General features: G+C 39.6%; 20 protein-coding genes and 1 pseudogene. 4 read left to right on the top strand and 17 right to left on the bottom strand.

The genetic code is table 11. The features are described 5' to 3' along the window. Positions 1 to 165 precede the first annotated feature (165 nt). Positions 166 to 1,014 carry a DUF2382 domain-containing protein gene (locus tag JMX70_RS05685; RefSeq protein WP_201590327.1) on the top strand — a complete coding sequence of 283 codons (849 nt, stop codon included), beginning with the start codon at positions 166 to 168 and terminating at the stop codon, positions 1,012 to 1,014. 212 nt (positions 1,015 to 1,226) lie between these two features. Continuing rightward, positions 1,227 to 1,958, top strand: a complete 732-nt coding sequence (locus tag JMX70_RS05680; protein WP_201590325.1) for a YsnF/AvaK domain-containing protein — start codon at positions 1,227 to 1,229, stop codon at positions 1,956 to 1,958. Positions 1,959 to 2,069: 111 nt separating this feature from the next. On the opposite strand, the gene JMX70_RS05675 is transcribed toward JMX70_RS05680, so the two are convergent. Together JMX70_RS05675 and secA are read right to left on the bottom strand one after the other, a co-directional pair. Next, positions 2,070 to 2,627 (bottom strand): hypothetical protein, encoded by a 558-nt coding sequence (locus tag JMX70_RS05675; RefSeq protein WP_201590322.1) that lies wholly within the window; start codon positions 2,625 to 2,627, stop codon positions 2,070 to 2,072. A 315-nt stretch (positions 2,628 to 2,942) separates the two neighbouring features. Further along, the gene (gene secA, locus JMX70_RS05670; RefSeq protein WP_201590320.1) at positions 2,943 to 5,723 is read right to left on the bottom strand and encodes a preprotein translocase subunit SecA; all 2,781 of its coding nucleotides are present in this window, start codon (positions 5,721 to 5,723) and stop codon (positions 2,943 to 2,945) included. 604 nt (positions 5,724 to 6,327) lie between these two features. On the opposite strand from secA, the gene mutS reads away from it, so the two are divergent. Further along, positions 6,328 to 9,324, top strand: a complete 2,997-nt coding sequence (mutS, locus tag JMX70_RS05665; protein WP_406947868.1) for a DNA mismatch repair protein MutS — start codon at positions 6,328 to 6,330, stop codon at positions 9,322 to 9,324. A gap of 92 nt (positions 9,325 to 9,416) precedes the next feature. Continuing rightward, entirely contained in the window at positions 9,417 to 9,740 is a 324-nt protein-coding gene (gene fdxA / locus JMX70_RS05660; RefSeq protein ID WP_149492489.1) for a ferredoxin FdxA, read from the top strand. 98 nt (positions 9,741 to 9,838) lie between these two features. Here fdxA and JMX70_RS05655 read toward each other — a convergent pair whose 3' ends face one another. The 15 genes and pseudogenes from JMX70_RS05655 to pseC form a co-directional block, all read right to left on the bottom strand. Next, positions 9,839 to 10,633, bottom strand: coding sequence for a glycosyltransferase (locus JMX70_RS05655; RefSeq protein WP_227671175.1), 795 nt, complete (start codon positions 10,631 to 10,633; stop codon positions 9,839 to 9,841). Positions 10,634 to 10,698: 65 nt separating this feature from the next. Then, a complete protein-coding gene (locus tag JMX70_RS05650; protein ID WP_201590316.1) occupies positions 10,699 to 12,123 on the bottom strand; it encodes a capsular polysaccharide export protein, LipB/KpsS family in 1,425 nt (474 codons plus the stop codon). A gap of 115 nt (positions 12,124 to 12,238) precedes the next feature. Further along, positions 12,239 to 13,636, bottom strand: a complete 1,398-nt coding sequence (locus tag JMX70_RS05645; protein WP_201590314.1) for a capsular polysaccharide export protein, LipB/KpsS family — start codon at positions 13,634 to 13,636, stop codon at positions 12,239 to 12,241. A gap of 17 nt (positions 13,637 to 13,653) precedes the next feature. Then, entirely contained in the window at positions 13,654 to 15,153 is a 1,500-nt protein-coding gene (locus tag JMX70_RS05640) for a lipopolysaccharide biosynthesis protein (protein ID WP_227671184.1), read from the bottom strand. Further along, a pseudogene (locus JMX70_RS05635) lies at positions 15,140 to 15,436 on the bottom strand (SAF domain-containing protein); the annotation flags it as partial. The pseudogene JMX70_RS05635 and the gene JMX70_RS05640, both read right to left, overlap by 14 nt. After that, positions 15,427 to 16,095 (bottom strand): PIG-L deacetylase family protein, encoded by a 669-nt coding sequence (locus JMX70_RS05630; RefSeq protein WP_201590309.1) that lies wholly within the window; start codon positions 16,093 to 16,095, stop codon positions 15,427 to 15,429. The gene JMX70_RS05630 and the pseudogene JMX70_RS05635, both read right to left, overlap by 10 nt. Next, positions 16,092 to 17,138, bottom strand: a complete 1,047-nt coding sequence (pseI, locus tag JMX70_RS05625) for a pseudaminic acid synthase (protein ID WP_201590307.1) — start codon at positions 17,136 to 17,138, stop codon at positions 16,092 to 16,094. Before pseI ends, JMX70_RS05630 begins: the two co-directional genes overlap by 4 nt. Positions 17,139 to 17,147: 9 nt before the next feature. Next, positions 17,148 to 18,074: a GNAT family N-acetyltransferase gene (locus tag JMX70_RS05620; RefSeq protein WP_201590305.1), complete on the bottom strand. Its 927-nt coding sequence runs from the start codon at positions 18,072 to 18,074 to the stop codon at positions 17,148 to 17,150. Between the two features lie 254 nt (positions 18,075 to 18,328). Next, positions 18,329 to 18,841 carry a UDP-4-amino-4,6-dideoxy-N-acetyl-beta-L-altrosamine N-acetyltransferase gene (gene pseH, locus JMX70_RS05615; protein ID WP_201590303.1) on the bottom strand — a complete coding sequence of 171 codons (513 nt, stop codon included), beginning with the start codon at positions 18,839 to 18,841 and terminating at the stop codon, positions 18,329 to 18,331. Beyond that, entirely contained in the window at positions 18,822 to 19,937 is a 1,116-nt protein-coding gene (gene pseG, locus JMX70_RS05610) for a UDP-2,4-diacetamido-2,4,6-trideoxy-beta-L-altropyranose hydrolase (protein ID WP_227671174.1), read from the bottom strand. Before pseG ends, pseH begins: the two co-directional genes overlap by 20 nt. A 13-nt stretch (positions 19,938 to 19,950) precedes the next feature. Further along, positions 19,951 to 21,198 (bottom strand): aminotransferase class III-fold pyridoxal phosphate-dependent enzyme, encoded by a 1,248-nt coding sequence (locus JMX70_RS05605; protein ID WP_201590299.1) that lies wholly within the window; start codon positions 21,196 to 21,198, stop codon positions 19,951 to 19,953. A 67-nt stretch (positions 21,199 to 21,265) separates the two neighbouring features. Next, the gene (locus JMX70_RS05600; RefSeq protein ID WP_201590297.1) at positions 21,266 to 22,027 is read right to left on the bottom strand and encodes a cytidylyltransferase domain-containing protein; all 762 of its coding nucleotides are present in this window, start codon (positions 22,025 to 22,027) and stop codon (positions 21,266 to 21,268) included. Positions 22,028 to 22,031: 4 nt separating this feature from the next. Then, positions 22,032 to 22,892: an aldo/keto reductase gene (locus JMX70_RS05595; RefSeq protein WP_201590289.1), complete on the bottom strand. Its 861-nt coding sequence runs from the start codon at positions 22,890 to 22,892 to the stop codon at positions 22,032 to 22,034. Next, positions 22,889 to 23,584: a class I SAM-dependent methyltransferase gene (locus JMX70_RS05590; protein WP_201590286.1), complete on the bottom strand. Its 696-nt coding sequence runs from the start codon at positions 23,582 to 23,584 to the stop codon at positions 22,889 to 22,891. The genes JMX70_RS05595 and JMX70_RS05590 overlap by 4 nt, the downstream gene beginning before the upstream one ends. Then, a complete protein-coding gene (gene pseC / locus JMX70_RS05585) occupies positions 23,581 to 24,750 on the bottom strand; it encodes a UDP-4-amino-4,6-dideoxy-N-acetyl-beta-L-altrosamine transaminase (protein WP_201590283.1) in 1,170 nt (389 codons plus the stop codon). The genes JMX70_RS05590 and pseC overlap by 4 nt, the downstream gene beginning before the upstream one ends. Between the last annotated feature and the right edge of the window lies 1 nt (position 24,751).

Below are 24,751 nucleotides of genomic sequence, written 5' to 3'. Positions count from 1 at the left end.
AAAGCTATTAATTAGATTGATAACTTAGCTATCCACTAGAGCCGTCTTGGCTTAAGACAACAACTTACCAGTTTCTCAGTAATGCGATTTTTAACGCATTTTACTTTAAAACAATAATTACTAATTTAATTAAATAACATTTACTCATATAAAAGGAAGATAATAATGAGCCAACTAATTCGTTTAAGAGATATCCAAGCGACTCACCGTGACCTTATTGGTGATGACTATTATGACCCAACAGGTAAAACGGCCTATGGCGTCAATGAAGAAAAAATCGGTAAAATTGAAGGCGCTTTAGTAGAAGATACTACCGGTCGCATTCGTTATTTAATCGTTGATGCAGGCGGTTGGTTTAGCTCAAAAGAAGTATTGGTACCAGCAGGTTTAGCACGTATCGTTGGTGATGACGTATTTTTCGATAGCCTAACGCAAGCGCAAGTCGAAGCGATGGAAGTATACGATCACGACTATCAATACAGCTATAAAGAACAGTATGAAAAAGATCGTCAATCATTTGTGGCTGATAGCATTCCAGAAGCTGAGCGTATGGAAATTGCAGACCATGCCTACAATGCCCCAAATACGCTAGAGCTATTAGAAGAGCGCTTGACAGTTAATAAAGATCGTATCGTAGCAGGCTTGGTAAAAGTCGGTAAGCATGTGGTGACTGAAGAGCGTAATATCGACGTCGAGCTAGAAGAGGAGCACGCTAATATCCAGCGTACCAATGTAGACCGCCCAACAGACCGCCGTATCGGTGATATTGATGGCAACCAAACTGTGGAAGTTGAGCTAGAAGCGGAACGTGCCCGCGTTAATAAAGAAACTTATGTCTCTGAAGAAGTAAATGTCGGTAAGACAACTGAGCGTCATACTGAAACCATCGCTGAAACCATCCAACGTGAAGAATTAGATATCGATGGTGATGGTAATGTGGTTGACCGCGAAGGTAACCTTTTTGACCGCGATGATATCACAGCCGAAGATGTCCGGCGCGCTCGTGGTATGTAATACGCCATACTTGCGCACCTTGCATAATTCTTAAGGAAGATTTCTTAGCAATTGATAATAAGAAATAATAATTAGAAAAATAACAGTTAGCTATGCATCGCGCGATAGTAATGAGCAGCTGAGTGACAAGCTCAGTAACTAAGACCAGAGCTTGCCTCTGGTCTTTTTTTATACCTCTTTTTAAGCTGCCTCACCATTTAAGGAGCACTACCATGATTAACGACGACAATAAAGTTAAACCGCAACAAACCAATCAGCAAGCATCTTTGGCAACTGACTCTACTTCGCACTTAGAGCAAATTGCTAATCATAGCGGTGAGAACAAATTGCCTGCGCCAGATTTGTTCGCTACTGATTTATCCGATACTCATCAGCAGCAAACTGTGTCGAGTCGTTCACAAGAAGGCTTAGAAAATAATTTATCTACTAATTTAGCAAACCATCAAACCGATACAGGCAATGGTGGCTATTTAGAATTATTAGAAGAGCGTCCTGTCATTAATAAAGAACGCTTGGATGTTGGCAAAGTGACGGTAACCAAGCACAGACGCACCAAAATCATTGAGGTGCCTATTGAGCTGGTAGAAGAATATATTACCGTGCGTACCGACTATCAAGACGCAGAGAGTCAGGATTTACTATCAGGTGATTATGATGATAAGGACATATTGCGTCATGTTGAGCCGTCGCTAGATAGTAAAGCAGTCGTGACCATCAATGGCAAGCAGGTTGAGATTGGTGACGCGCCGATTGAGATTGTCTTATCGCGTCAGGTAGCGACGATTACCAAAGACACTCATGTGATTCAAGAAATAGAGATTAATAAAACCACGCATACCCATACCGATAGCATTCAAGTAGCGCTCCAACACGAAGAACTAGACGTTAAAGAAGAAGGTTATCTAGCCCATGAGCAACAAAGCAATGCCGCTGATAAAAAATAGCGTTTATAAAAAATAGGCTGATAAAGCATAAAGCGTTTTTGTAAGCAGTCGTAAGACCAAACCAAAAAAAAGCAACGTTAACGTTGCTTTTTTTATGCGAGGTATTTGTTGTTAGACGGCTGTTTCTGCCGTTTTAGTGTCAGACGCTGGTGATGTTTTACATTCATAAGTACTGACGTTTTCTGAATCGGCGCCAGCGGTACGCATCACGCCAGTTTCACGATCTTCATGCGCCACGCGCCACTGGATAAAGCCTTCACCACCGTCAAACGCTGTATCTAGATTGAAAACTTCAGGGTTGGTCGCATCATTGGTTTTGGTCAGAGTTACTGTACCTTGAGCAGTCTCAAGAATCACTTGTTTGTCAGCGTCTTTGTAAGTGGCTTCGACGGCTAGTGCCGGTGAACATGAGTAGCTCATTTGCTTGACGCCAGAATTAACAGACGCTACGGTATCCTCTTCCACATCGCTGACTGGGGCATCTACCACCACATCACTTGGCTCGGCAGGCTCTGCGGACATAGGCACCGATTGCTCTTCACTGATACTGTCTTCTAGACTTGGTTCTGGCTCTTGCTTTTGCTGACAAGCACTGACTGTCATCGCGCCAGCGAGTAGACCAGTAAGAACGACAGAGGTACGTAGTTGTTTTAATAATTCTATATTCATGACACTCTCCAAAAAAATATGTTAAATACTATAGCCTGTCTGTAAATTTACGCCTATGCTGAATTTGTAATTAATCACCACAAAATTGCTGTTACTTTTATATTCTTAATAGTTAGACCATTTGTTAACACAGTCAAAATATTAACAGAGCCAAACTAACTTAAAAACGCTAAAGATTAAAAGGAAAAGATACTGCTAGAATAATTTTTCCTATCGAAATTCTTATGGCTATAAATCTTATAGATATAAAAAAGTCCCTATCTAAATAAGACAGGGACTTTTTATCATAGCTTAACAATGGTTGATTATCAATATTTAGATTTTACCGTGACACTGCTTATACTTTAGGCCTGAACCACAAGGACAGGGTGCGTTACGGCTTATATTCAACCCAGCGTATGGGTCAGGCTCACTGGCATTTTTGCTGCCACTGCCCGCAATAGACCCTGCTGTTACGCCAGCAGCAACGCTACGGTTTTGCGCCGCTGGTCGCTCTACGCCGCCATCCATATTGTCGATATCACTGTGTTCAAACTGCATTTGCATATGCGCGGCATTTTCACGCTGCTGAGCTTCTAACGCTTCTAATTCTTCTTTGGTTGGGATATGGACGCGCGATAAGTCTTGTACGGTTTCAGATTTAATCGCGCCAAGCATCATTTGGAACAACTCAAACGATTCACGCTTATATTCTTGCTCAGGATTTTTTTGCGCATAGCCGCGCAGATGGATACCTTTACGTAGTTGATCCATTTGGGTTAAATGCTCTTTCCAATGCTTATCCAAACTTTGTAGCATAAAATGACGCTCGAGCTGGGCGGCATCTTTTTCGCCCATTTGCTCACGGCGGGCATGATAACGATCCAGTGCCGTTTGGATAATTTTGGCACGTAAACCTTCTTCATCTAGGCGGCGGTCTTCATCAAGCCAATCGTTAATCGGCATTGAAATTTTAAACTCATCTTCAAGCTCGTCTTCTAAGCCGTCGATATTCCACTGATCATCGATAGAGCCTGGCGGGATAAACTGATCAATCATGGCGTTATAAACTTCATGATGCATAACTTCGATGGCCTCCAATAAATCCATCTCTGCCAGCAAATCATCGCGCTGACCATAGATTACTTTACGCTGCTCATTGGCGACGTCATCGTATTTCAATAGGTTTTTACGGGCATCAAAGTCACGACTTTCGACTTTACCTTGCGCATTTTCAATCGATTTTGAAACCATTTTATGCTCGATGGCTTCGTCTTCTTTTAGACCCATCGCCCGCATCATATTGACGACGCGATCACCGGCGAATATACGCATCAAGTCATCTTCAAGCGATAAGAAAAAGCGCGACATCCCAGGGTCACCTTGACGACCGGCTCGACCACGGAGCTGGTTATCGATACGGCGTGATTCATGACGCTCAGAACCAATGATATGTAGGCCGCCAGCCGCAACGACTTGGTCATGCTTGACCTGCCATTCTGCTTTTAGGCGCGCCATCTCTTCCGGACTGACCGCCTCAATGTCTTCTATAAACGACTGCCAGTTACCGCCCAAGATAATATCGGTACCACGACCTGCCATGTTGGTGGCGATGGTCACCGCTTTGGGACTACCTGCCTGAGCGATAATTTCTGCCTCACGCTCATGCTGCTTGGCGTTTAGGACGTTATGCTTGATGCCTTCTTGATCAAGCAGATAAGACAACTCTTCACTGGCTTCAATCGTCGCCGTACCAACCAAGACTGGCGCACCTTTGGCTTGAATCTCTTTAATCTCGCGGATGATACCCTTATATTTCCCTAACTTGGTTAAGAAAATTTGGTCATCCATGTCGATACGGGCAATCGGCTCGTGCGTTGGAATCACGATGACGTCTAAATCATACGTTGATTTAAACTCTGCTGCTTCGGTATCAGCGGTACCGGTCATACCGGATAGTTTGTCATACAGACGGAAGTAGTTCTGGAAAGTCGTCGTCGCAAGGGTTTGGTTCTCTGCTTGAATCTCGACGTTTTCTTTGGCTTCTACCGCTTGGTGCAGACCTTCTGACCAACGGCGACCGGGCATGGTACGACCGGTGTTTTCATCAACGATAATCACTTCGCCGTCGTCAACGATATAATGGACGTTTTTGACAAACACATGATGAGCGCGGATTGCCGCTTGGACGTGAGCAAGTAGCGGCAAACGGCTCGGGCTATAAAGACTTTCGTTTTCGCCAAGCTCGCCCACTTCGATTAAGAAGCGCTCAATTTTCTCGTAGCCTTTTTCGCTGATTTCAATTTGACGATTTTTTTCATCAATCCAAAAATCTTCGTCTTCGTTATTCTTATTGGCTTCTTCATCTTTTGAGCGTTTAAGCCGTGGAATAATGGTATTAATCAGCGCATACATACGTGATGAATCTTCCGCTTGCCCTGAGATAATCAGCGGCGTACGTGCTTCATCGATTAAGATAGAGTCGATTTCATCAATAATACAATAGTTTAGCGGACGCTGTTTTTTCTCAGCGAGGCTAAAGACCATGTTATCGCGCAGATAATCAAAGCCATATTCGTTATTGGTACCGTAGGTGATATCCGCTTGATAAGCGTCGATTTTTTCTTGTGGTGGCTGCTGCGAATAAATAACGCCAACCGTCATACCCAAAAAGCCAAATAATGGGCGGTTTAATTCCGCATCACGCGCCGCCAAATAATCGTTGACCGTCACCAGATGCACGCCTTTGCCACTAATGGCATTGAGATACATCGCCAAGGTACCCATTAAGGTTTTACCCTCACCGGTTTTCATCTCAGCGATTTTGCCTTCGTGCAAGGTGATACCGCCGATGAGCTGCACGTCGTAGTGGCGCATGCCATTGACGCGTAACGAGGCTTCGCGGCAGACGGCAAACGCTTCTGGTAATAAGGCGTCTAAGCTTTCACCGTTTTGGTGTCTTTCTTTAAATTCTGCGGTTTTTTGTTGTAATTGCTCATCAGACAGGGCTTGAATGTCAGCCTCATATGCGTTGATTTTGCTGACCACGCGGCGCATGCGCTTGAGTTCGCGGTCATTTTTGGTGCCAACGACACTGCCTATAATCTTTGATAACATAATTTTTGACCTATGGAAATATTCGATAATTAGTGCGCATTCGCCAAGGCTTTATATAGTGCCGCTTGGTCATTACAATGCTGACAATCATCACTGACTAAATACCTCTAAATAACTTACTGATTAATAACGCACTGATTGTCAAAATACGGATTAACAAAGCACGCAATAATAAGGTACTGACTAATGATGAGTCGCTTAATGAAGTATCGCCCAATTAAGTGTGCCGTCATTATATATGGTTATGACGCCGATGGATACAAGGGCAGCGAGTAGATATTTGCCGACGTAAAAAGGTCGCTGAACGTGTTAAAATAGCGCCTATATCCTTAATTTAACAGCTGTTTCGCGATATCAATAAACGCAAATAACTGCCAACCTGCATCCCTGATTTATTCTAAAAAACAGCCATTGTTTCTAAGCAAACCCATTTAAGCATCATAAGAGATTCTGCATGACCGTAAAACCTTCCGCGAAAAACCCTAACGCTCTAACATTTGATACATCTAAAACCTTAAAATCAGAGCACGTAAAAACTGAGCATTTAAATAACGATCAGTTGCTAATCGGCGACGCTATTTACAATTTGGCCGACCATACGCCAATGATGGTGCAATATCTGACCATGAAAGCCAACTATCCACAAGCGTTATTGCTGTACCGGATGGGTGATTTTTATGAGTTATTTTTTGACGATGCTAAGCGAGCGGCGCAGATACTCGATATCACCCTAACCCGCCGCGGTACCGATAAAGCCGGTAATACTATTGCGATGGCTGGCGTGCCGTTTCATGCAGCTGATAGCTATATGGCGCGCCTGATTGCCGCGGGGCAAACCGTGGTTGTTTGTGAGCAAATTGACGATTCAGTTACTAGCAGCTCGTCCAATACGCCGACGATGGGCGAGAAGCAAAAGAAGGATAAAAGTAAATCGGCGGCTGGTAGCATCATGCGCCGTGAAGTAGTTAAAACCTTGACCGCTGGAACCATTACCGATGATGCCCTAATCGCGCCCAACCACACCCCGACTGTCGTTGCCATTGATATCGAAATTCCTAAATCGAACAGCAAACAACCTTTACAAGCAGCTATTAGCCAAATGGATTTAGCCGCTGGAACCCTAACGACGCAAACACTCAGCGCAAACCATGATGATATTGAAGCTTTACAAGCCCAAATGCTGACGGTGCTGGCACGCTTTGCCCCAAGCGAATGTATTATTAGCGAAGCGCTAAATGATAGTAATGGTAGTAGCGGCGAAGATTGGCTGCTATGGCTACGGCAAAATCTTGACTGCCCTATCATCGAAGTCGCCGCCAATGACTTTCATCGTCAGCATGCCAGCGCAACCCTTTGTCAACAATTTGACGTTCAGCGTCTCGATGGGCTTGGTATTAACGATGCTACGCTTAGCCAGTCTAGCTGTGCGGCATTAATACACTATGCACGGCAGACCCAGCAGCGCCATATACCACAGCTGAATCAACTTATCGTCGAATATAGCGACGATTATTTAATTATTGATGCTAATAGTCAGCAAAACCTTGAGCTCTTTACCCCCGTTAGCAGTAAAGGAACGTCATTAATATCCGTACTCAATCACTGCCAAACTCCGATGGGGCGGCGCTTACTCGTGCAACAAATGAAGCGCCCGCTACGTCAACATGCGCGTATTAATCTGCGTTTAGATGCGATAGCCAGCCTTTTACAGACAGACAATCAAGCTGATGAAAATAAGCAGGTTAATGAAAACTTAGAAAATAATTCATTAGTCAGCAGTTTACGTGAAACCTTAAATACCATTGGTGATATTGAACGTATCAGTAGCCGTATCGGGCTGATGAGTGCCAAGCCGCGTGACTTGCGTAAATTGGCTGATGGTATTGCTAGTAGCACGCAGCTTAATACTCTACTGATAAATGCAGGTATTAGCCATGAGCAGGGAGGACTGTTGCCCATGCTGATGCAGCAATTGCCTGCACAGCTACCTGCCGTACAGTCCGTTGCTGAGCTAATCGAGCGCGCTATTATCGTAGAGCCACCGGCGCATATTCGTGATGGTGGTATGCTTGCAGCAGGCTATGATGCAGAGTTTGATCGCCTTACCCATCTGCATGACAATATCCAAGTAACGTTAGACAAGATGGTAGAGCGTGCGCGTCAAGAGAGTCAATTACCCAGTCTAAAAGTCGGCTTTAATAAAGTTAGCGGCTTTTATTTTGAATTACCCAAAATGCAGGCAAAAAATGCACCGGCGCATTTTATCCGGCGGCAAACCCTGAAAAGCAGTGAGCGCTTTATCACTGACGAGCTAAAAGAAGTTGAAACCGAATATCTAAGTGCGCAAAGCTTAGCATTGACTCGTGAAAAGCAACTGTATAACGAGCTATTGACTATATTAAGTAGCCATTTAGCCGAACTGCAACAGCTTAGTGGGGCTATCGCGCAAATAGATGTGCTTAGTAATTGGGCGCAGCTTGCAATGACTTATAACTGGCAGCGTCCAGTCATGAGTAATGACTCAAAAGAGAATAGTAGCTTAGAAAACAGTAGGTCAAAGAATGACAGCCAAACTAGTATCAATATTAAACAAGGTCGTCATGTGGTTGTTGAAGCAGCGCTAAATCCAGTCAATGCTGACAAAGCCTTTACTGTCTCTAATAAAGGCAGCAATGCGAAACATAGCAGTCATTTCGTTGCTAATGATTGCGCATTAGGCAGTCATACCAATCCTGAAAGACTGTTAATGATTACCGGTCCTAATATGGGCGGTAAATCGACCTATATGCGCCAAACCGCGCTAATTGTTCTACTCGCCCATTGCGGTAGTTTTGTGCCAGCAGCCAGCGCTCATATCGGTGATATCGACCGTATCTTTACTCGTATCGGCTCAGCTGATGACTTAGCCGGTGGCAAATCAACCTTTATGGTAGAAATGATTGAAACCGCTAATATTCTCAATCAAGCAACCAATAAATCGCTGGTGCTGATGGATGAAGTCGGACGCGGAACGGCGACCACTGATGGTTTAGCAATCGCCCATGCTTGCGTCAACCGGCTGGTAGAGATTGGCTGCCTGACATTATTTGCCACTCATTACTTTGAGTTGACAAAATTGGCGCAAAATAACACAGAAAAAAATATAGAAAATAATGCAAGCAATCATGCCGATATTCGCAACGTCCATGTCGCTGCTAGCGAAGTCGATGGTCAGTTATTACTACTGCACCAAATCAAAGATGGCGCGGCAAGCTCTAGCTTTGGATTGCATGTAGCAAAAATGGCGGGAATTCCTACTCAAGTGCTTAATGATGCTAAACGTTATTTAATAGACAATTTAAAACATAAGAATGCGGAAACCATTGATGATAAAAATGAATTAACTAAGTCGTTAAACGATAAACAGCAGCAAAATCATGAGAGTAAAGTAGAAGGTGTAAGTAGCAGTAATACTACTCAAACTCAAAAATCAGGTCATAATCCACAACAAAGTCATTTGTTTAGCTTACAAGACGAGCTAAGCGCGATCAACCCTGATAACCTAACGCCAAAGCAGGCGCATGATTTACTTTATCATCTAAAGGAAATCATTAGTCATTAAAGGGAATTGTCAATTAGTGCTAAAAGCGCTAAAATGTGCCTTATTTTTAATCTATTCTATTTCGCCCAATCCAATAACAGGTAGACAGTACTATGACCTTTGTCGTTACAGAGAACTGCATTCTTTGCAAATACACCGACTGTGTGGAAGTCTGTCCTGTCGACTGCTTTTATGAAGGACCGAACTTCCTCGTCATCGACCCTGATGAGTGCATCGACTGCGCACTATGCGAGCCTGAATGTCCCGCCAATGCCATCTTCTCAGAAGATGAAGTGCCAAAAGGGCAAGAGGTGTTTACCCAACTAAATGAAGAGCTGGCACAAAAATGGCCAAACATCACAGAGATGAAGGGTCAATTGCCAGAAGCTGAAAAGTGGGATGGTGTGGAAGGTAAGATTCAGTATTTAGAGAAGTAGTTAGATATTTAGAATAACTCGATATAATTTTGAGTAAAAAACCACCTAGTAGTGAGATACTGCTAGGTGGTTTTTTGTTGAGATTAAAGTAATGCCAATTACTGACGCAAAATCTTAGAATATATTAGCCCTCTAATGCTGCTAGGAATAAGCCTAATAGGCATTCTTAAAGTTAAATTCTTTACCAGTTGCAAGCAAGAAAAAAAGCCTAATCTATAGAAACTATGCTGCATTTTTATCTCTTGCTTTGCATACTCTAGTCCTCCACGTCTTCGGTACATATCGTTACCAGTGCGTACATAGACTAGTGCTTCATCAATATTTACAAATTTAAAGCCCTTGATCAGCATACGTACCCATAGATCATAATCTTCGTATAAGAGGGCATGTTGGTAATTGCCCGCGTCTAGCACTGCAGACTTTTTAAACATAACCGTCATGTGGTTGATTGGATTACGTGATTTAGCATATTTATCAATTTGACTATGGCTGGTAGGAACTACTTTTTTACGAGTACCTTCCTCATTAGGAAGGTTAGCAAATTCGATAATTTGTCCGCCCATTACATCGACATCAGGATGCTCTTTTATATAAGCAATTTGTTTTTCGAATCTATCTGAGACGCAAATATCATCCGCATCAAAACGAGCGACCCACTCGTATTGGCAATGGTTAATACCCGTCTGTAGCGCTCTCCCTAATCCTACGTTATGTGGCAATCTAACGACATTGATAAGTAACTTACTAGTATAATCTTCTATAATCTCGTTAAGCTCAGCCGTCAATACTCCATCACAGACCAACACAAAATCTGTAGATTTTACTGAATTTGCTTCAATACTTTGTAGCGCATGCTCAAAAAATTTAGCATTGTCATATTGATAGACCGACATGAGTAAGGAAAAATTAATGATAAATCATGCTCCCCGTAACATTCCTAGTTTGATATTTCGTACATTCAACCAATCCTATATCTTTCGATTATATTTTTAGCCATGTCAGCAAAGTAATCTTCGCTATAATTTTCTTTATCAAAGTCTAGGACCCCACTATAGGTGTATTTATAGTAAGCAATGATGTCTTTTAACACTTCTTTACTGTCTAATTCGCCCATAGTTTTTATGGTCTCATATATTTCTGAGAAATTATTTACCTTATATACATTCTTAAATGACTCATAAAATACCCTACCTAGTAGTATGACTGGCTTACCTAATACTTGAGCTTCATAGCCAGCCGTGCTATTTACTGTTATCACACCTTTTGATTTGATTATCAAATTTTTAATATTATTGTCATAATGTATTAGTTTGACTGCTGGGAGTAGCTGTATTTTTTTATAAAAATCAGTAGATTGTACACCTACAGCATTTGCATGGTCTTTGACATAGAGATAAATACCAAATGGTAAATTATTCGATATATTTAAAATATTATTAAACTCGTTAGTATAAGAAGGGGCTAATATTGATGTAGAAGATTCTGGATGATAATGCATCGGATAAATATAAAACTCATCTACCTCTATAGATTTTCTTAACGCCTCAGAAGTTAGATAATACTGTTCCAATGCCTTAACATTGATGTTTCTTTTCATAGAATATCGCAAGCCGTGTAGCATGCTAAATAGAGGACTACTATTCATGTAATCGTATTGATGATTATAACTTCCATGTGCATTGATGGCCTTAGCAAACTTCTTTAAGTTATTAAGGTTAAAGATATCTTTGTAACTGGTTTTGGAAGTTGCATTATCGACCATATAGTCAGGTTGTACAGTTAATATATTTTCTCGATAACGCTCATACCAATCTAGTTCTTCACTATTGATAGGGGTATTATTTCTTAGATTATTTATTAGTTCGACTTCTCTATCAATAATAGAGGTATGTAGCTCGTATCTACCTGGGATTCTAGAGCTTGATAAAGCTATATATTTTCTATCATACTTATTCGCAACTCTGTATGCAGAATACTCAAAACTGTTAGATACGTTTTCATAAAGAACAAAATCAATATTTTTTTCTACAATTATTTGTTCGAAGAACTTGTCCAAACTGTTTTTAGCTTTAATCCAATACTCACTGGTATGCTTAATATTACTATTTTTGGTTATCACTCTATCTATATCAGAAAACAGTGACTCTCCCCAAGTACTCTCGTACAGGCTATCATCGCAGCTATAGTAAGTGTTTTTAAAAAACTCATCGAAATAAAAAGTATCAGAACTTCTATCTATAGCAGCTAATGCATTCATATATATAGTACGCTTTGAGTCAGCCGCGTAATATATATTATGTCCCATGTCCTCAAAAGCTTTAGATAGCTGATAGAAAAATCTTTTATAATTGGTAGCAGGGTTTATTAGTATTAGTATATTCATAATAGGATCTTTTGAAGGTAATAAGCTGTACTATCAAGCATATTTTATAGTGATTAATTAAGTTTAAAATAACGATGAAAATTAAAATTCTATACTGATTGTAAGTTTAGCCAATTTACCAGAGTACTCTAGGGCTACTTAATATTGCTTTAATACTTTCGGATACCACCTTTGCGTTGTTCAATGCGGTATAGCCTTCTACCAGCTCACTATATTCTTCATCTACTACCCCATCCATACACCGACCAATGAGCAGTTCGTATGCGCCTTTCACTTCTACGATATTAGGGTTGGGCACCCTCAGGCACTCTTTTAATGAGATATCACTATATCGATAGCAGCCTGGCAAGGTTTGATACCATGCCTGACCAAAAACCATACATTTTTTCCCAAGTTGCAAGGCTTCCCATCCCGCAGTGCCCGATATCGTAGCAGTCAAATTAGAATGTTCAATTAATGTTGTAGAATTTACATCATAATTAGCTATCTCAACATTATCAAGGACGGCCAAACGTCTAAAAAACAAAGGCTTCCTCTGAAAGCTGTTTTGCTTAGGGTTTTCCTTTGCGACGATAGTGTAGTCGCTAGTCTCAGAGGATAAAATCTCGATCATATTCAATTGATCCTCGTATATACCCCCTAGAGCTGAAGTCGTTAGCTCAGGTTGAAGATGCAAGGGTACATATATGAGCTTCTCACTTGTCAAAAGCTGATTGAGATCATCTTGCTTTAGATGAGTGTCGCTAATTTTTTTGTTGTAAATGATATCATTGAGTCTTAGGTTCGCCTGTCTATAGAAACTTTTAGAGTAAATTCTATCGTTTCCATGCTCCTTAATGCCTTCAACTAACTTATTCAATTTTGTATGATAGCTTCCCAACTTATACATAAGCTGGTGTCGCAGATTACTTTTCTCTGCATCAAGCTTATTATTAACGTCTTTCATATAAAATAAGTTTGGCTTGATATAAGGCACAATGTTGTTAGTTTTACTTACATTAACCGTTTGAAAATCACCAAAATCCTTTATATTCGTCATAGCAAAAAATTTATTAGGATGTAAGCTCTGATAGAAAAGCAAGGTGTTAATCTCTCTCAGCTTGGCGAGACTATAAAGTATATGATCGGCACCTTCGTGAGGTAAATTGGCAAAAAGGATTAAATTTGGATCATGCTTATCTAATAAGTCGTTAAATCGATAATACAGTATAGAAAACTCGTTTCTGACCTCGAAGTAATCTCGCCAGTGCTCTCCGCGTCTTTGTACTAGAAGCAGATACTGTTGAAAATTCTTGTCATAAAAATGTTCATAATTTTGAAGGGCTTTTATACTTTTATGTTTGGTGGTTAATCTACTATCCACTCTCACATAAGACCAATAATTATCAGCTCCCTCGCTAGTACTTATCCAATGACATACCTCATAGTCTTGTTTGAGGTTATCGTAAAGATGCTGACCAAACTCACCAGTGAAACCATATAAAAAAACCCTACGCTTTTCGTTTGTATCCATACCAGTTTCGATCCCTGCTAGATTTTTGGAGTATCAGTGATAGCTTTATTACTTTTAAAGATATTTTTTAGGATACTTTTCTCATCTGTATCTAAATAAAAAATAAAGTTTGCCAAGTATTGAATGGCTACGAGTATAAAGGCTAAGGCTATACTCAAGTAGATACTTGTGGCTATAGCAAGATTGAGGAGTAAGAGCATTATCAATGGCAGGTGAAATAAAGCTATTTTTGTAGAGTCGGTATGTATCTTAGATTGAATGAGTAATTTTGTGTCCAGTATCTTTGGATAGACGATTAGTAAATAGAGCGTAGCGACAAAGGTCGCCCAAAGTAGTCCTATTAGTCCAAATGACTGTATTAATAACAGGCTCAAGATAGCATTAATCATCATACTGATAACCGTATATTTAAACGTTGCTTTGACCTCTTTAATACCAGCTATAACTAAGCTACAAGTACTTAAGATAGGTAACATAAGATAAGTGAGAATGGCGACACGGCTAATATTTGCATACTCAATATACTCTTTACCCACCCATAAGTTTAATAACTCCTCTATATAAAGAGCAAGAAAACAAGAAATAGGTAATATGAGCAGATAGTTATACCTTACTATGTTTTTATAAAGCTTTTTGATACCAGCTATATCTTTTATGGCGTGTTTTTCGACTATTTTAGGAAGTAAAGCGGCATTACTAATCTGTACTACGTGGCTCAAAGGCGCTATCGGTTTAGTGACTACTTCATATACTGTCATCCATAGTGGTGACAGTATTTTTATAATTAATAGTCTATCTATTTGATTATTCACTAAGCCAATAAGGCGATTGATAAATATCAAAAAGCTATAGCTTGCAATTTCTTTTATATTCTCAAAGGTTACCAAATTACCTGCTTTTCTATTTGGTAAATAAAGATATAAATGGATAAATTTTATAATGCTAACGATAGCAATGGTTTCAAACACCATACTCAAATCACCATTTATATATATTAATGCTAATACAAGTATGTTTTGTATAATGTTATAAACGATATTAGCTTGGTAGATAATATCAAACCTAGATAACCCTTGTAAAATGGCCGTACAAGCTGTCATGATAAACTGAAGCCAAAGTATAAAACTGATAAGGGTTAGATAGCGGCTTAGCTCTGTGACAGATACGATATCGGTAGATACGAAGCTGATAACGTACGGTAAAAAATAGTAGAAAATTAAGGTACTAAAGGTGCCTAGCAAGAAAAACAGCAATAAAGAGGTATTAATTATTTTTGCCAGCTCTAGATGATCTTGACTGTTTAAACTAACAAAATATTCGACACCAGTGGCAAAGCCAATATCCAAAAAGCTCAATGCACCTGTCAGAGTGAACATCATTAGAATGATATATAAGCCGAATAAATCTGCACCTAAAAACCGAATACCCAAAGGAATAAAAATAAGACCTATGCTTATAGTGCTTATTTTATCGATAGCCGCATACGAGGTGTTTTTTAATAAGCTAGCGGATAGCATCAAGCTGTACTGCGCTATTTTTAACTATATTTTTAATCACATTTTTCCCCAGAATACTATCGAAATACTTAGGTGCTAGTCCGTAGCCAGGACGTACGCTTCGTATGCAAGTTTTATCTATGATATCACCTGCCTCCATATCTTTTACAAAGTATAGAGAACGGCGGAATTTGACATTGCCTGGCTCGCTTGACTTGAGACCGTAATCGACCTGACCGAGCGTTTGCCATGCGGTCTTGGTGTCTCTACATAGCGATTTTAGCTCGCTCGGCTTTAAAGAGAATCTCTTATTAACATAAAGGCTTCAGCAGCATGAACACCAACGCTATAGCCTCGGTGTTTAGCTAATAGCTCTATGTGATGTAGGCTGCGCGTATGAGGTATCTCTCGCATCTCTTCAAAATAAGCCTCTGAAGCACGAATTTTTGTAGCCAAATAATCAGTAATATCTATAAACACATTAGGTAAAAAAGGCGCTACACTAAGCGACTGCCATTCTGTACTCGAAAGCACTTCAAAAGCATAGATAGTTTTTACACAAAAGCTTGGCTGCGGACGACAAGCTGTCATAACAGCTTTGTGAGTAATTTGATGATCGACATTCAAGTCACCTATATGATGGGTATATATAATCTCTGGCGCTATATTTGAGATAATCAGCTCAACTTCTTTAACAATATCTAGAAGTGCTACGCTATCCATACGATTATCAGGGAATTTCAAATTAGTGAAAGAACTAACACCTAAAATGTCAGCCGCTTGCTGAGCAGCACCTAAGCGTTCATTGGCTTCTTCAGCCACTATTTCACGTGAACCAACACCATCAGTCATAAATAATAAATGTACTTCGTCACCTTCTGCTACGTGCCGAGCGATAGTACCACCACAACCCATCGCTTCATCGTCAGTATGAGCAGCTACTACGAGAATCCTCCTATTCATCCTACATAATCCCACTTCATAGCTGATCCAGCTGCAATATCTTGATTCACTTTCATTCCAAGTAGAATATCTATTTGTTTGGGTGCTAAACCATAGCCTGGCCTTACTATTCTAAGATTGTCTACTGTTAAAATATCTCCCTGCTTCATATCTTTGGCTATATAAAGAGAGCGTCTAAACTTTAAAGATTTTTGCTCTACAGCTGTACCGCCGTAAACAATGTCACCCATACTCAACCATGCACGTTCAGTTTCAGTCACGAGTAGTTTAAACTCGCTAGGTTCTAACGAAAAAGAAGAATCAACACCACCATCACTACGATCTAATGTAAAGTGCTTTTCGATCACTGTTGCGCCAAGTGTAGCGGCGGCACATGCAACACCAATACCTAATGTATGGTCAGAGAGACCAACTTGTAATCCAAACATATCTCTTAAGTGTGGAATAGTAGCTAAGTTCGCATCAGCAGCAGTAGCTGGATAGCTAGAAGTACATTTCAATAGGATTATGTTGTCATTCCCAACTGATTTTGCTGCACTTATCGCGTCTTGAATATCTGTGACACTTGCCATACCTGTAGACATTATTAGCGGTTTGCCTGTTGTAGCAACTTTACGAATTAAAGGAATATCTACCAGCTCAAACGATGCAATTTTATAGCAAGGAGCGTTTAACTCCTCAAGAAGGTCGACAGCTGCAAGCTCAAACGGTGAGCTAAATACTACTAAACCAAGCTCAGCACAACGATTAAATATCGGTTTATGCCATTCCCAAGGAGTAACCGCTTTTTGATATAGTTTATATAGATTTTCACCATGCCATGGGCTAGTTGGATCATCTATAGTAAAGTCTGGAGAGTCTATATTGAGAGTAATACCATCTGGACTTGCTGTCTGAAGTTTTAGTGCATGAGCTCCAGATTTAGCAGCTGCATCTACTAAAGCCATAGCTCGATCTAAGGACTGGTTATGATTACCAGACATCTCAGCGATTATAAATGGAGGAGACTCTGGTCCAACCTCATATCCTGCAATATTTATCATATTTTATTATCAGTAAACATCATTATCAGAAAGTGTAATATTAATATCATCCAAAGTACCTGTAAACTCCATAGTAGCAGGATTGATTAATATCAAGTTATCAGTTACATCTTCATTTTGGAAACCGCATTCTAAAAAGCTATTTTTATGTACTGAGGAATCCCAAATATCCAATCTAGAAAAGTCCTCAGGAACACTGTGAGCTCTTGTAATTAGTTTCTTTATAGCAACTGAGTCAATACCATCTATATCTATAAAGTGTAAATTTCTTTTATCTTTAAAGTACTTGCAAACACAATATGCATTAAGATCACCAGAGTCATCGTATTCAAAGCCATACCAGTAGTCTACATTCGGTTTTTGCTCAAAACGCCAATTAACAAATTGTTTGGTTTTCAAAATAGAAAAATTTCTATTCCTAGAAGACTTTATAGAGCATAGTTCTATAGCTTGTTTTTCTGCACCTGTTAAACTACCTCTTTTAAAAATTGACTCATATTCAGTGTTTTTTTTACGGTTAGCGCTAATGAAATTAATCCTTGGTCTTACATCCCAACCAGTTCTCTTATGACCGGGTAAAGCTAGTCGATTAGGAATTCCATATGCAATAACACCTAGTCCTTTTGATGCAACATCATTGAGAGCCAGCTTTCCTATTTTCACAAATAAATTTTTACCTTGATAATCTGGATGAACAAAAACATTGTTACATAAGAGAGCAATTTCTCTCTTTTTATTATAGATACAATCGAAAGGATACAAACAATATCCTGCAGTTATTTTATCATCATCTGATAGGGCATAAATTATATTTTTATCATTGAATATCCAGTCATATATAGCTCTATCTAACTTTCTATCAAATGCTTTTTCCCATGTGCTTATGAATTTATCTCTTGATAAACTATCTACTCTTATAAGTTTGTATTCACTCATTTATCAAATCTCTTTTTTTCTTACACAGTATTTATTATAAATTTTACGGCATTATAGAATATGAATTTCTATAACTCAGTTAGTATTTATCCAAATTTGAAAATACAACCTGCTTGCTACTATTAATAGTATAGAAAACATATACTATCAGACTGATATCTAATTCGTTTGTGATAAAATTATGATATTACTCATAAAGTAGTCGAGATAAATAATTTGCAATATTTCTGTATTCGCAGTTCTTATTGCATTAGTTATAGGTCATCCTTAGTCAATTGCATAGTAATTAATTTTTCACTACCTTTATCAAAAGACTTGTCCAAAGAGAAACCAAATTTTATATATAGATTTTTTGCTATAGTATTTGACTCAAAAACCTCTAAATTTATCGTTTTGAGTTTAGTGCTTTTCTTAAAGAATGCCAAAGCTGACTCCATTAATATAGAACCAGCTCTATCCACTTTTTTGTAGAGGTTAGCATAGACACCGAATACCGCATTCTGCGTATTATGATCAATATCCGTAAAATAGATAACTCCAACAATGCTCTTTTGATGTTTGACCATAAAGTACTGCTTTTCAGCACTTTCTTGTAGCGATTCAATAAACTTTAAATGACCTTGCTCATCTATAATATCTTGCCCATGCATCTGCGACCTTACTTTTAAATGATTGCGCATCTCAAGAACTTTAAGCTTTTCTTCATAGGACAAACTAGTAAGAGTTAATAACTCTACTTCGCCAAAACTAGGAGTATCTACTATCATAACTAACACCTTCTAATATATTACTAACCACTCTCTCAGCTCCTAACCCATCAGTGATAGATTGAGCACGAATAACTATAGGTAATAGCCAATGCTCTATAGTTGTTATTAGCTGAGTAATTTCACTAATATTTTCAATCAGTTTAATAACATAATCTGCTGCCAAATCTTCTGTGATTTGACGCTGGTTTTCCGCAGTTATCAATTGAATAGTAGGCAATCCTAAGCAACAACGCTCCCAAGTGGTAGCTCCTGCAGCGCCTATAGCTAAATCAGCATTACTCATCAGCTCTGCCATATTACTAACATTGACTTCTACTGTAGTCTTGACTGGCATAATAGCGGCTTGCTGTTGCACAGCTTGTAAATGCGGAGCAGTTGCACCCATAACCACCGTAATAACTACTTGCGAGCTCAGCTTTGTCTTCGCAAGTTGCTCAAGTATTTTACTCGTGTAGTTATCAGGATCAACACCGCCTAGCGTAATTATAATGTGTTTGACTTCCATATCATCTTTACGACGTTTGAGGCTAAAGTCACGCCACATAGCAAACTCAGGTCTCAACAATGCGACCTTACATCCTGCTAAAACTTCACAATTCTCAGGGACTAGATCTTGATATTTCTCAAAAGTTGAACCGTAATTTTGATCTAATAACAAATCAGCTAGGTGCTCTCTATCCCCTAAATCATCGATAACCATAAGTTTTTTATAATAAGGTTTTAATAGCTGTTGCCAAGTTTTATCTAATGCATAGTGATCAACTATTAACCAATCTACCTGTAGTTGCCCTAAAATAGCTAAACAATCTTGCGCATCTTGCTGTTGTGTAGCGCCTAACCAATCAGCATGAAAAAGGGTGTTATCTTCATTAAATAATGCTTTCTCCTTAATGTGATTATTCTCATTAATACCAATCACATAAGCTTGAAAACCTGATTGCTGTATTTTGTCTATTAGATTACCCGTATGGTTACGACATATAAAATAACATTCATTGCCCTGATTTTTGAGCATTTCAGCTAGGGTTAAGCAGCGCATGACATGACCCGTACCGATTTGGAGTGAGGCATCACAACGAAAGACTATGTTCATAGGATTCATCGTACTAATTCAGTCGCTTAAAGCCACTGTGACAGATAGGACCCTTTAATAATCCATCAAGCGGGCGACCTTCTTCACATTCTTTAATCAAAGCAAAAATAGGCTCCAGCTCATCTAGATAGTCATCTACTACGGACTTACTATGCTCGGTACAGACATAAACCATATTGCTTGCCAAGTAGCCTTTAGCGAGCATCTCCTGAGTCATCAAGGTCTTGTAAAATAAGTGGTTTTCACTATCGAACACAAATCCAGTTAATGATGGCAAACCGAAATGATCTATTGCAAGCTCATATTGATTTGCCAAGTCTTGCCAGCGCTTACGTATATTCAATCCTGTCTGAGTGATAATCTCCCAAGACTTCATAGTATTCATGACCTCTAGGGTCTTAAGTGCTGCCACAGATCCGATACGTTCAGTCCAAAAAGTACTGCTTATAAATGTAGATTGTGCTGCCTCCATCACCTCTCTTTTACCTATAGTCGCAGTCACAGCGTAACCATTGCCTAGTGCTTTCCCAAACATTGCCATATCTGGCTCTACACCATACTTCTTATGCAAGCCACCGTTAGTCTCTCTAAAACCGGAGGTACACTCATCGAAAATTAGGACGATACCTTTATCAGTAGCTAGTTCTCTAACTTTATGCAGAAAGTTATCTTCAGGGCCCATGTTACGAACGACTTCCATTTTTATCACCCCGATATCATGCTTGTTGACTAAGTCCTCGAGCTCATCATAATGATTATAATTAAATGGAAATACTGTTCCTGCTAAATTTTTTGGGACTCCTCCGGGACTAAGACCTGGTAATAAATGACCAGCAAGACTTTCATCGCTACTTAAATTAGCTGATAAGTACCAATCGTGCCAACCGTGATAGCCACAGATAGCAACTTTATCTTTACCCGATGCTGCTCGTGCAATTCGAATAGCTACAGCGTTTGCCTCGCCGCCCGTACGAGCGAAACGCACCATATCTGCCCAAGGGTGTAATTCAATCAATTTTTCGGCTAAATAAACTTCTTCTGGCGCATTAAGTGTAGACATATTGCCATTGTCGATGACTGAGCGCACCGCATCATCTACTTCTTCGTTACCATATCCGAGTATATTGGTGCCTATACCCATGATGCACATATCGGTAAACTTATTACCATCCATGTCCCAGACCTGACAGCCCTTAGATTTGCTAAAGTAAGCGGGCCACTGTTCAGGCAAGAACATCTCGGCGCGTTTAGATAGCAACATATTGCCACCTGGTATTACTGTCTTCGCACGTTTCCAAAGCTTTTGACCACTATTCATACTAGTCTACTTATAGTAAATAATTGCTATCTTGGTTGACTGACTTCACTAAACCTTCATTTCTACTAATATGAGCATTCACATTGAATTTATCTTTATCAGTATTTAATAGTGCCAATATATCTTGGTAATGAAAGTTAGGATTTGAAGGATATAACTTATCATATATATAAGTGATTAGCTCAAAGTCCTCTTGTTCATCTACGGTCCAACGCAGATTAGATAAGTCTTCAGCACCTAACAAATTCTCTAACTTAAAATGTCCACTATCGCGTATAAAGGGCGTGACATGTTCTCGTTGTGACGGTAACTTTGCTTTACGCCATGCTTCGCTCAAAGCTTCTTTTTTTATCACTTCAACATCTAAGCCGTCTGGATAGCTAGGTGGATTGGTATTAGAAGTATAATCTGCTCCAGACTCTAAATGATGGGCAATGACTTGATCAATGACTCCAGAATCTATTACTGGGCAATCGCCAGTCAGTCTAACGATATGCTCTCCTTCATAAATCCTAGAACAGTGATAAAACCTATCTAACACATCATCAAGAGACCCACGGAAGCAATGAATGCCACTGTCCAAGCAAAGTTTCTCAATAGCATCATCTTCTGGCTCTATAGATGTCGCTACCACCAGAATGCCAATGAGCTTGGAAGTTTGAATTCTGTTTATTTGCTGAAGCAGCATAGGCTTGCCTTGCAAAGGTAATAAGACTTTGTGAGGTAGTCTACTAGAAGACATTCTCGCCTGTAAAACAGCTATGACTTTCATACTATTACCATGTATTAGGATTGATTAAGCTTGTATCGGTAGATGAAAGGCTCTTTATGTTTAATTGCCCTATCTTCGACTTCATACTATGATAAGCTGTGATAACTTCTCGTATCTGTTCAGTACTGACACACCCTATCACTCCTTTAGCTACTTCTTCATGTTGAAATAAATGACTAAGTGCCAATTCAACTGGAGATAAATGCAAATCATCAGCTTCTTTGTCAAAGAGACATAGTGCTTGATAAGTATGAAAAGAGTGAGGTCTTTGCTCTATTGACACAGCCAACAACCCTTGTAAAAAAATAGATCTGATATGTACTTCTATCTTTTTTTGTACCGCGAGCTCTAAGATACCAGCTTCGATAAACCTATTATCTATAAGATTAGAAGGAATTTGAATAATATCTAGAGGATAGTTAGTAATGACTTCTCTTGCAACATCAGGACTATAAAAAGAGACCCCGACTTTTTTGGTGATTTTCTCACTTTTTAAGCAGTCAAGCTGAGCAAAAATTTCAGCTGCTTGTGGACCTACAGCATCTTGTTCTGTATGTAGCAGTAATCCATAAAAACTATCAATATTTAACTTTTTTAGCGATTCTATAGCCTGCATATGCAGTGATTTAGTTTTCCCTTCTTTATGTAAAATGCCAAATTTACTAATGACATCGAAGCGAGTTAAGTCATATCTCCCTAGCACAGTTTCACTGTTGCCATATCCTACAGCAGTATCTAACACTGAGATCCCTTGCTCAGTCGCAAACTTTAAGATCTCACCCACTTCATTACTATTTACTTGACCCGTCGTGTTAGTAACCCCATAACTCATTCCAAACTGAGCTGTACCTAATGCTAACTTCATGATTTTTTCTCGATATCTCCTTCAAGTTTCGGAAATGCAAACGATACCTCTACTTTTTTTATTACACTTAGGGCACAGTCCTCTTTTGGATTACCTAGGTTTGAGGCACCATTATGAGTTTCTATTTCTTGATAAATAAGTTTGAATTGAGGGTGCCAAGTAAATATTTTATCGAATTGCATCTTATATGATTGGATACCTTGTTTATGATGATAGCCTTGGCTTTGAGGCTGAGAGTAAAAATCATAAATACATATAACCCCATTTGGGTTAAGTGCTTTCATTGCCCCGTGAATCACTTCAACATAGTCTTCAGGGTCGATCAAATATAGAGAATGTCCAAAGATAATACAGTCAAATTTGCTTTCATTATCAACAAAAAAACTTCGGGCGGTATCCACTCTAATTTCATTTTCACTAAACTTGTATCTATCTCTACTATCTAGCACAGCTAAACCACTTGGCTCAACACCCACAATGCTCGCACCTAAGTCAGTCTTAAGCCAAGAGAGGCGATAGCCATTAGCACAGCCTATCTCTAATACTTTTTTACCCTGCATTTCTAGAGGGTAATGCTTTTTTATCGCTAGATAAATTCGATCCTCAGATTTGCTTTTACTAACTAGATTGGATGCGTTTCTCTTATACCACTCATCAGCTTCCGATGATAAAAAGACATCTTCTTGTTTCATAGTGAACCTTTAAGTATTGTTCTCAAATTCTGAATAACATAATCCTGATCTTGGTGTGTCAGAGTCGGATACATAGGTAAACTAATAGCTTCTCTATAGTACTGCTCTGTATGAGGAAAGTCCCCTTCTTTAAATCCAAATTTATCTTTGTAATAGGGCTGGGTATGGACAGGAATATAATGGACATTGACACCAATGCCAGATTTTTTAAGTAGATTAAAGACGTCTAGTCGAGATAACGTAATTTCTAATAGATTTAAGCGGATGACATAGAGGTGCATGCCTGAATAGCTGTCTGCACGTTGCCAAGGTAAAGTGATCGGCAAATCTTGCAGTAGCTTGTGATAACGCTTGGCTAACTCATGACGCCGAGCGACGAAGCTACTTAATCGCTGCATTTGCGAGACGCCAAGAGCCGCTTGTATATCGGTCATGCGGTAGTTCAAGCCTACCGCCACTTGCTCATAATACCAAGGGCCATCTAAAGGTCGCGTCATTAAATGCTCATCACGGGTGATACCATGGCTTCTAAGTAACAACATCTTGTCAGATAGTTCTTTGTCATTTGTAAGAGCCATACCGCCTTCACCTGTCGTAATAATCTTCACAGGATGAAAGCTGAATACGGTGATATCACTGTAGCGACTATTGCCGATAGGCTCGCCTTGATAGCGTGCACCTATCGCATGAGAGGCATCTTCGATAATCTTAAAATTATAGCGCTGAGATAGCGCATGAATAGCTTGCATATCGCATGGCTGACCGCTGAAATGTACAGGTATAACTACTTTAGGTAGCTTACCTGCTTTTTTTGCGGCGACAAGCTTTTTCTCTAGCGCTACGGTACATAGGTTATAAGTGCGCGGGTCAATATCGACAAAATCCACTTGAGCGCCGCAATATAGCCCACAGTTTGCAGAAGCAACGAAGGTATTTGGGGTCGTCCATATCCAATCGCCCTCTTTGAGTCCTAAAGCTAGACAAGCGATATGAAGAGCAGAGGTTGCGCTATTCACAGCGACCGCATAGTTTGCGTTACAAGCCTCCCTAACTGACTGCTCAAATGCAGGTACTTGAGACCCTTGAGTTAAGAAATCAGAACGTAATACATCGATGACCGCATCAATATCACTCTGGTTTATATCTTGGCGTCCATAAGGAATCATA

The organism is Psychrobacter pulmonis (genome assembly GCF_904846465.1).
Classification (GTDB): domain Bacteria; phylum Pseudomonadota; class Gammaproteobacteria; order Pseudomonadales; family Moraxellaceae; genus Psychrobacter; species Psychrobacter faecalis.
The sequence above is the reverse complement of the archived record's forward strand: the minus strand, read 5'-3'. Positions and strand labels throughout refer to the sequence as shown.

Coding starts and splice junctions, on each gene's coding strand:
- JMX70_RS05605 (WP_201590299.1), bottom strand. CDS start 21,198: ATGTTGCTATCTAAACGCGCCGAGATGTTCTTGCCTGAACAGTGGCCC.
- secA (WP_201590320.1), bottom strand. CDS start 5,723: ATGTTATCAAAGATTATAGGCAGTGTCGTTGGCACCAAAAATGACCGC.
- JMX70_RS05630 (WP_201590309.1), bottom strand. CDS start 16,095: ATGAATAGGAGGATTCTCGTAGTAGCTGCTCATACTGACGATGAAGCG.
- JMX70_RS05595 (WP_201590289.1), bottom strand. CDS start 22,892: ATGAAGTTAGCATTAGGTACAGCTCAGTTTGGAATGAGTTATGGGGTT.
- pseG (WP_227671174.1), bottom strand. CDS start 19,937: ATGAACATAGTCTTTCGTTGTGATGCCTCACTCCAAATCGGTACGGGT.
- JMX70_RS05650 (WP_201590316.1), bottom strand. CDS start 12,123: ATGAATATACTAATACTAATAAACCCTGCTACCAATTATAAAAGATTT.
- pseI (WP_201590307.1), bottom strand. CDS start 17,138: ATGATAAATATTGCAGGATATGAGGTTGGACCAGAGTCTCCTCCATTT.
- JMX70_RS05655 (WP_227671175.1), bottom strand. CDS start 10,633: ATGTCGGTCTATCAATATGACAATGCTAAATTTTTTGAGCATGCGCTA.
- fdxA (WP_149492489.1), top strand. CDS start 9,417: ATGACCTTTGTCGTTACAGAGAACTGCATTCTTTGCAAATACACCGAC.
- JMX70_RS05640 (WP_227671184.1), bottom strand. CDS start 15,153: ATGCTATCCGCTAGCTTATTAAAAAACACCTCGTATGCGGCTATCGAT.
- JMX70_RS05600 (WP_201590297.1), bottom strand. CDS start 22,027: ATGAAAGTCATAGCTGTTTTACAGGCGAGAATGTCTTCTAGTAGACTA.
- JMX70_RS05675 (WP_201590322.1), bottom strand. CDS start 2,627: ATGAATATAGAATTATTAAAACAACTACGTACCTCTGTCGTTCTTACT.
- pseC (WP_201590283.1), bottom strand. CDS start 24,750: ATGATTCCTTATGGACGCCAAGATATAAACCAGAGTGATATTGATGCG.
- JMX70_RS05620 (WP_201590305.1), bottom strand. CDS start 18,074: ATGAGTGAATACAAACTTATAAGAGTAGATAGTTTATCAAGAGATAAA.
- JMX70_RS05645 (WP_201590314.1), bottom strand. CDS start 13,636: ATGGATACAAACGAAAAGCGTAGGGTTTTTTTATATGGTTTCACTGGT.
- pseH (WP_201590303.1), bottom strand. CDS start 18,841: ATGATAGTAGATACTCCTAGTTTTGGCGAAGTAGAGTTATTAACTCTT.
- JMX70_RS05680 (WP_201590325.1), top strand. CDS start 1,227: ATGATTAACGACGACAATAAAGTTAAACCGCAACAAACCAATCAGCAA.
- JMX70_RS05685 (WP_201590327.1), top strand. CDS start 166: ATGAGCCAACTAATTCGTTTAAGAGATATCCAAGCGACTCACCGTGAC.
- JMX70_RS05590 (WP_201590286.1), bottom strand. CDS start 23,584: ATGAAACAAGAAGATGTCTTTTTATCATCGGAAGCTGATGAGTGGTAT.
- mutS (WP_406947868.1), top strand. CDS start 6,328: ATGATGGTGCAATATCTGACCATGAAAGCCAACTATCCACAAGCGTTA.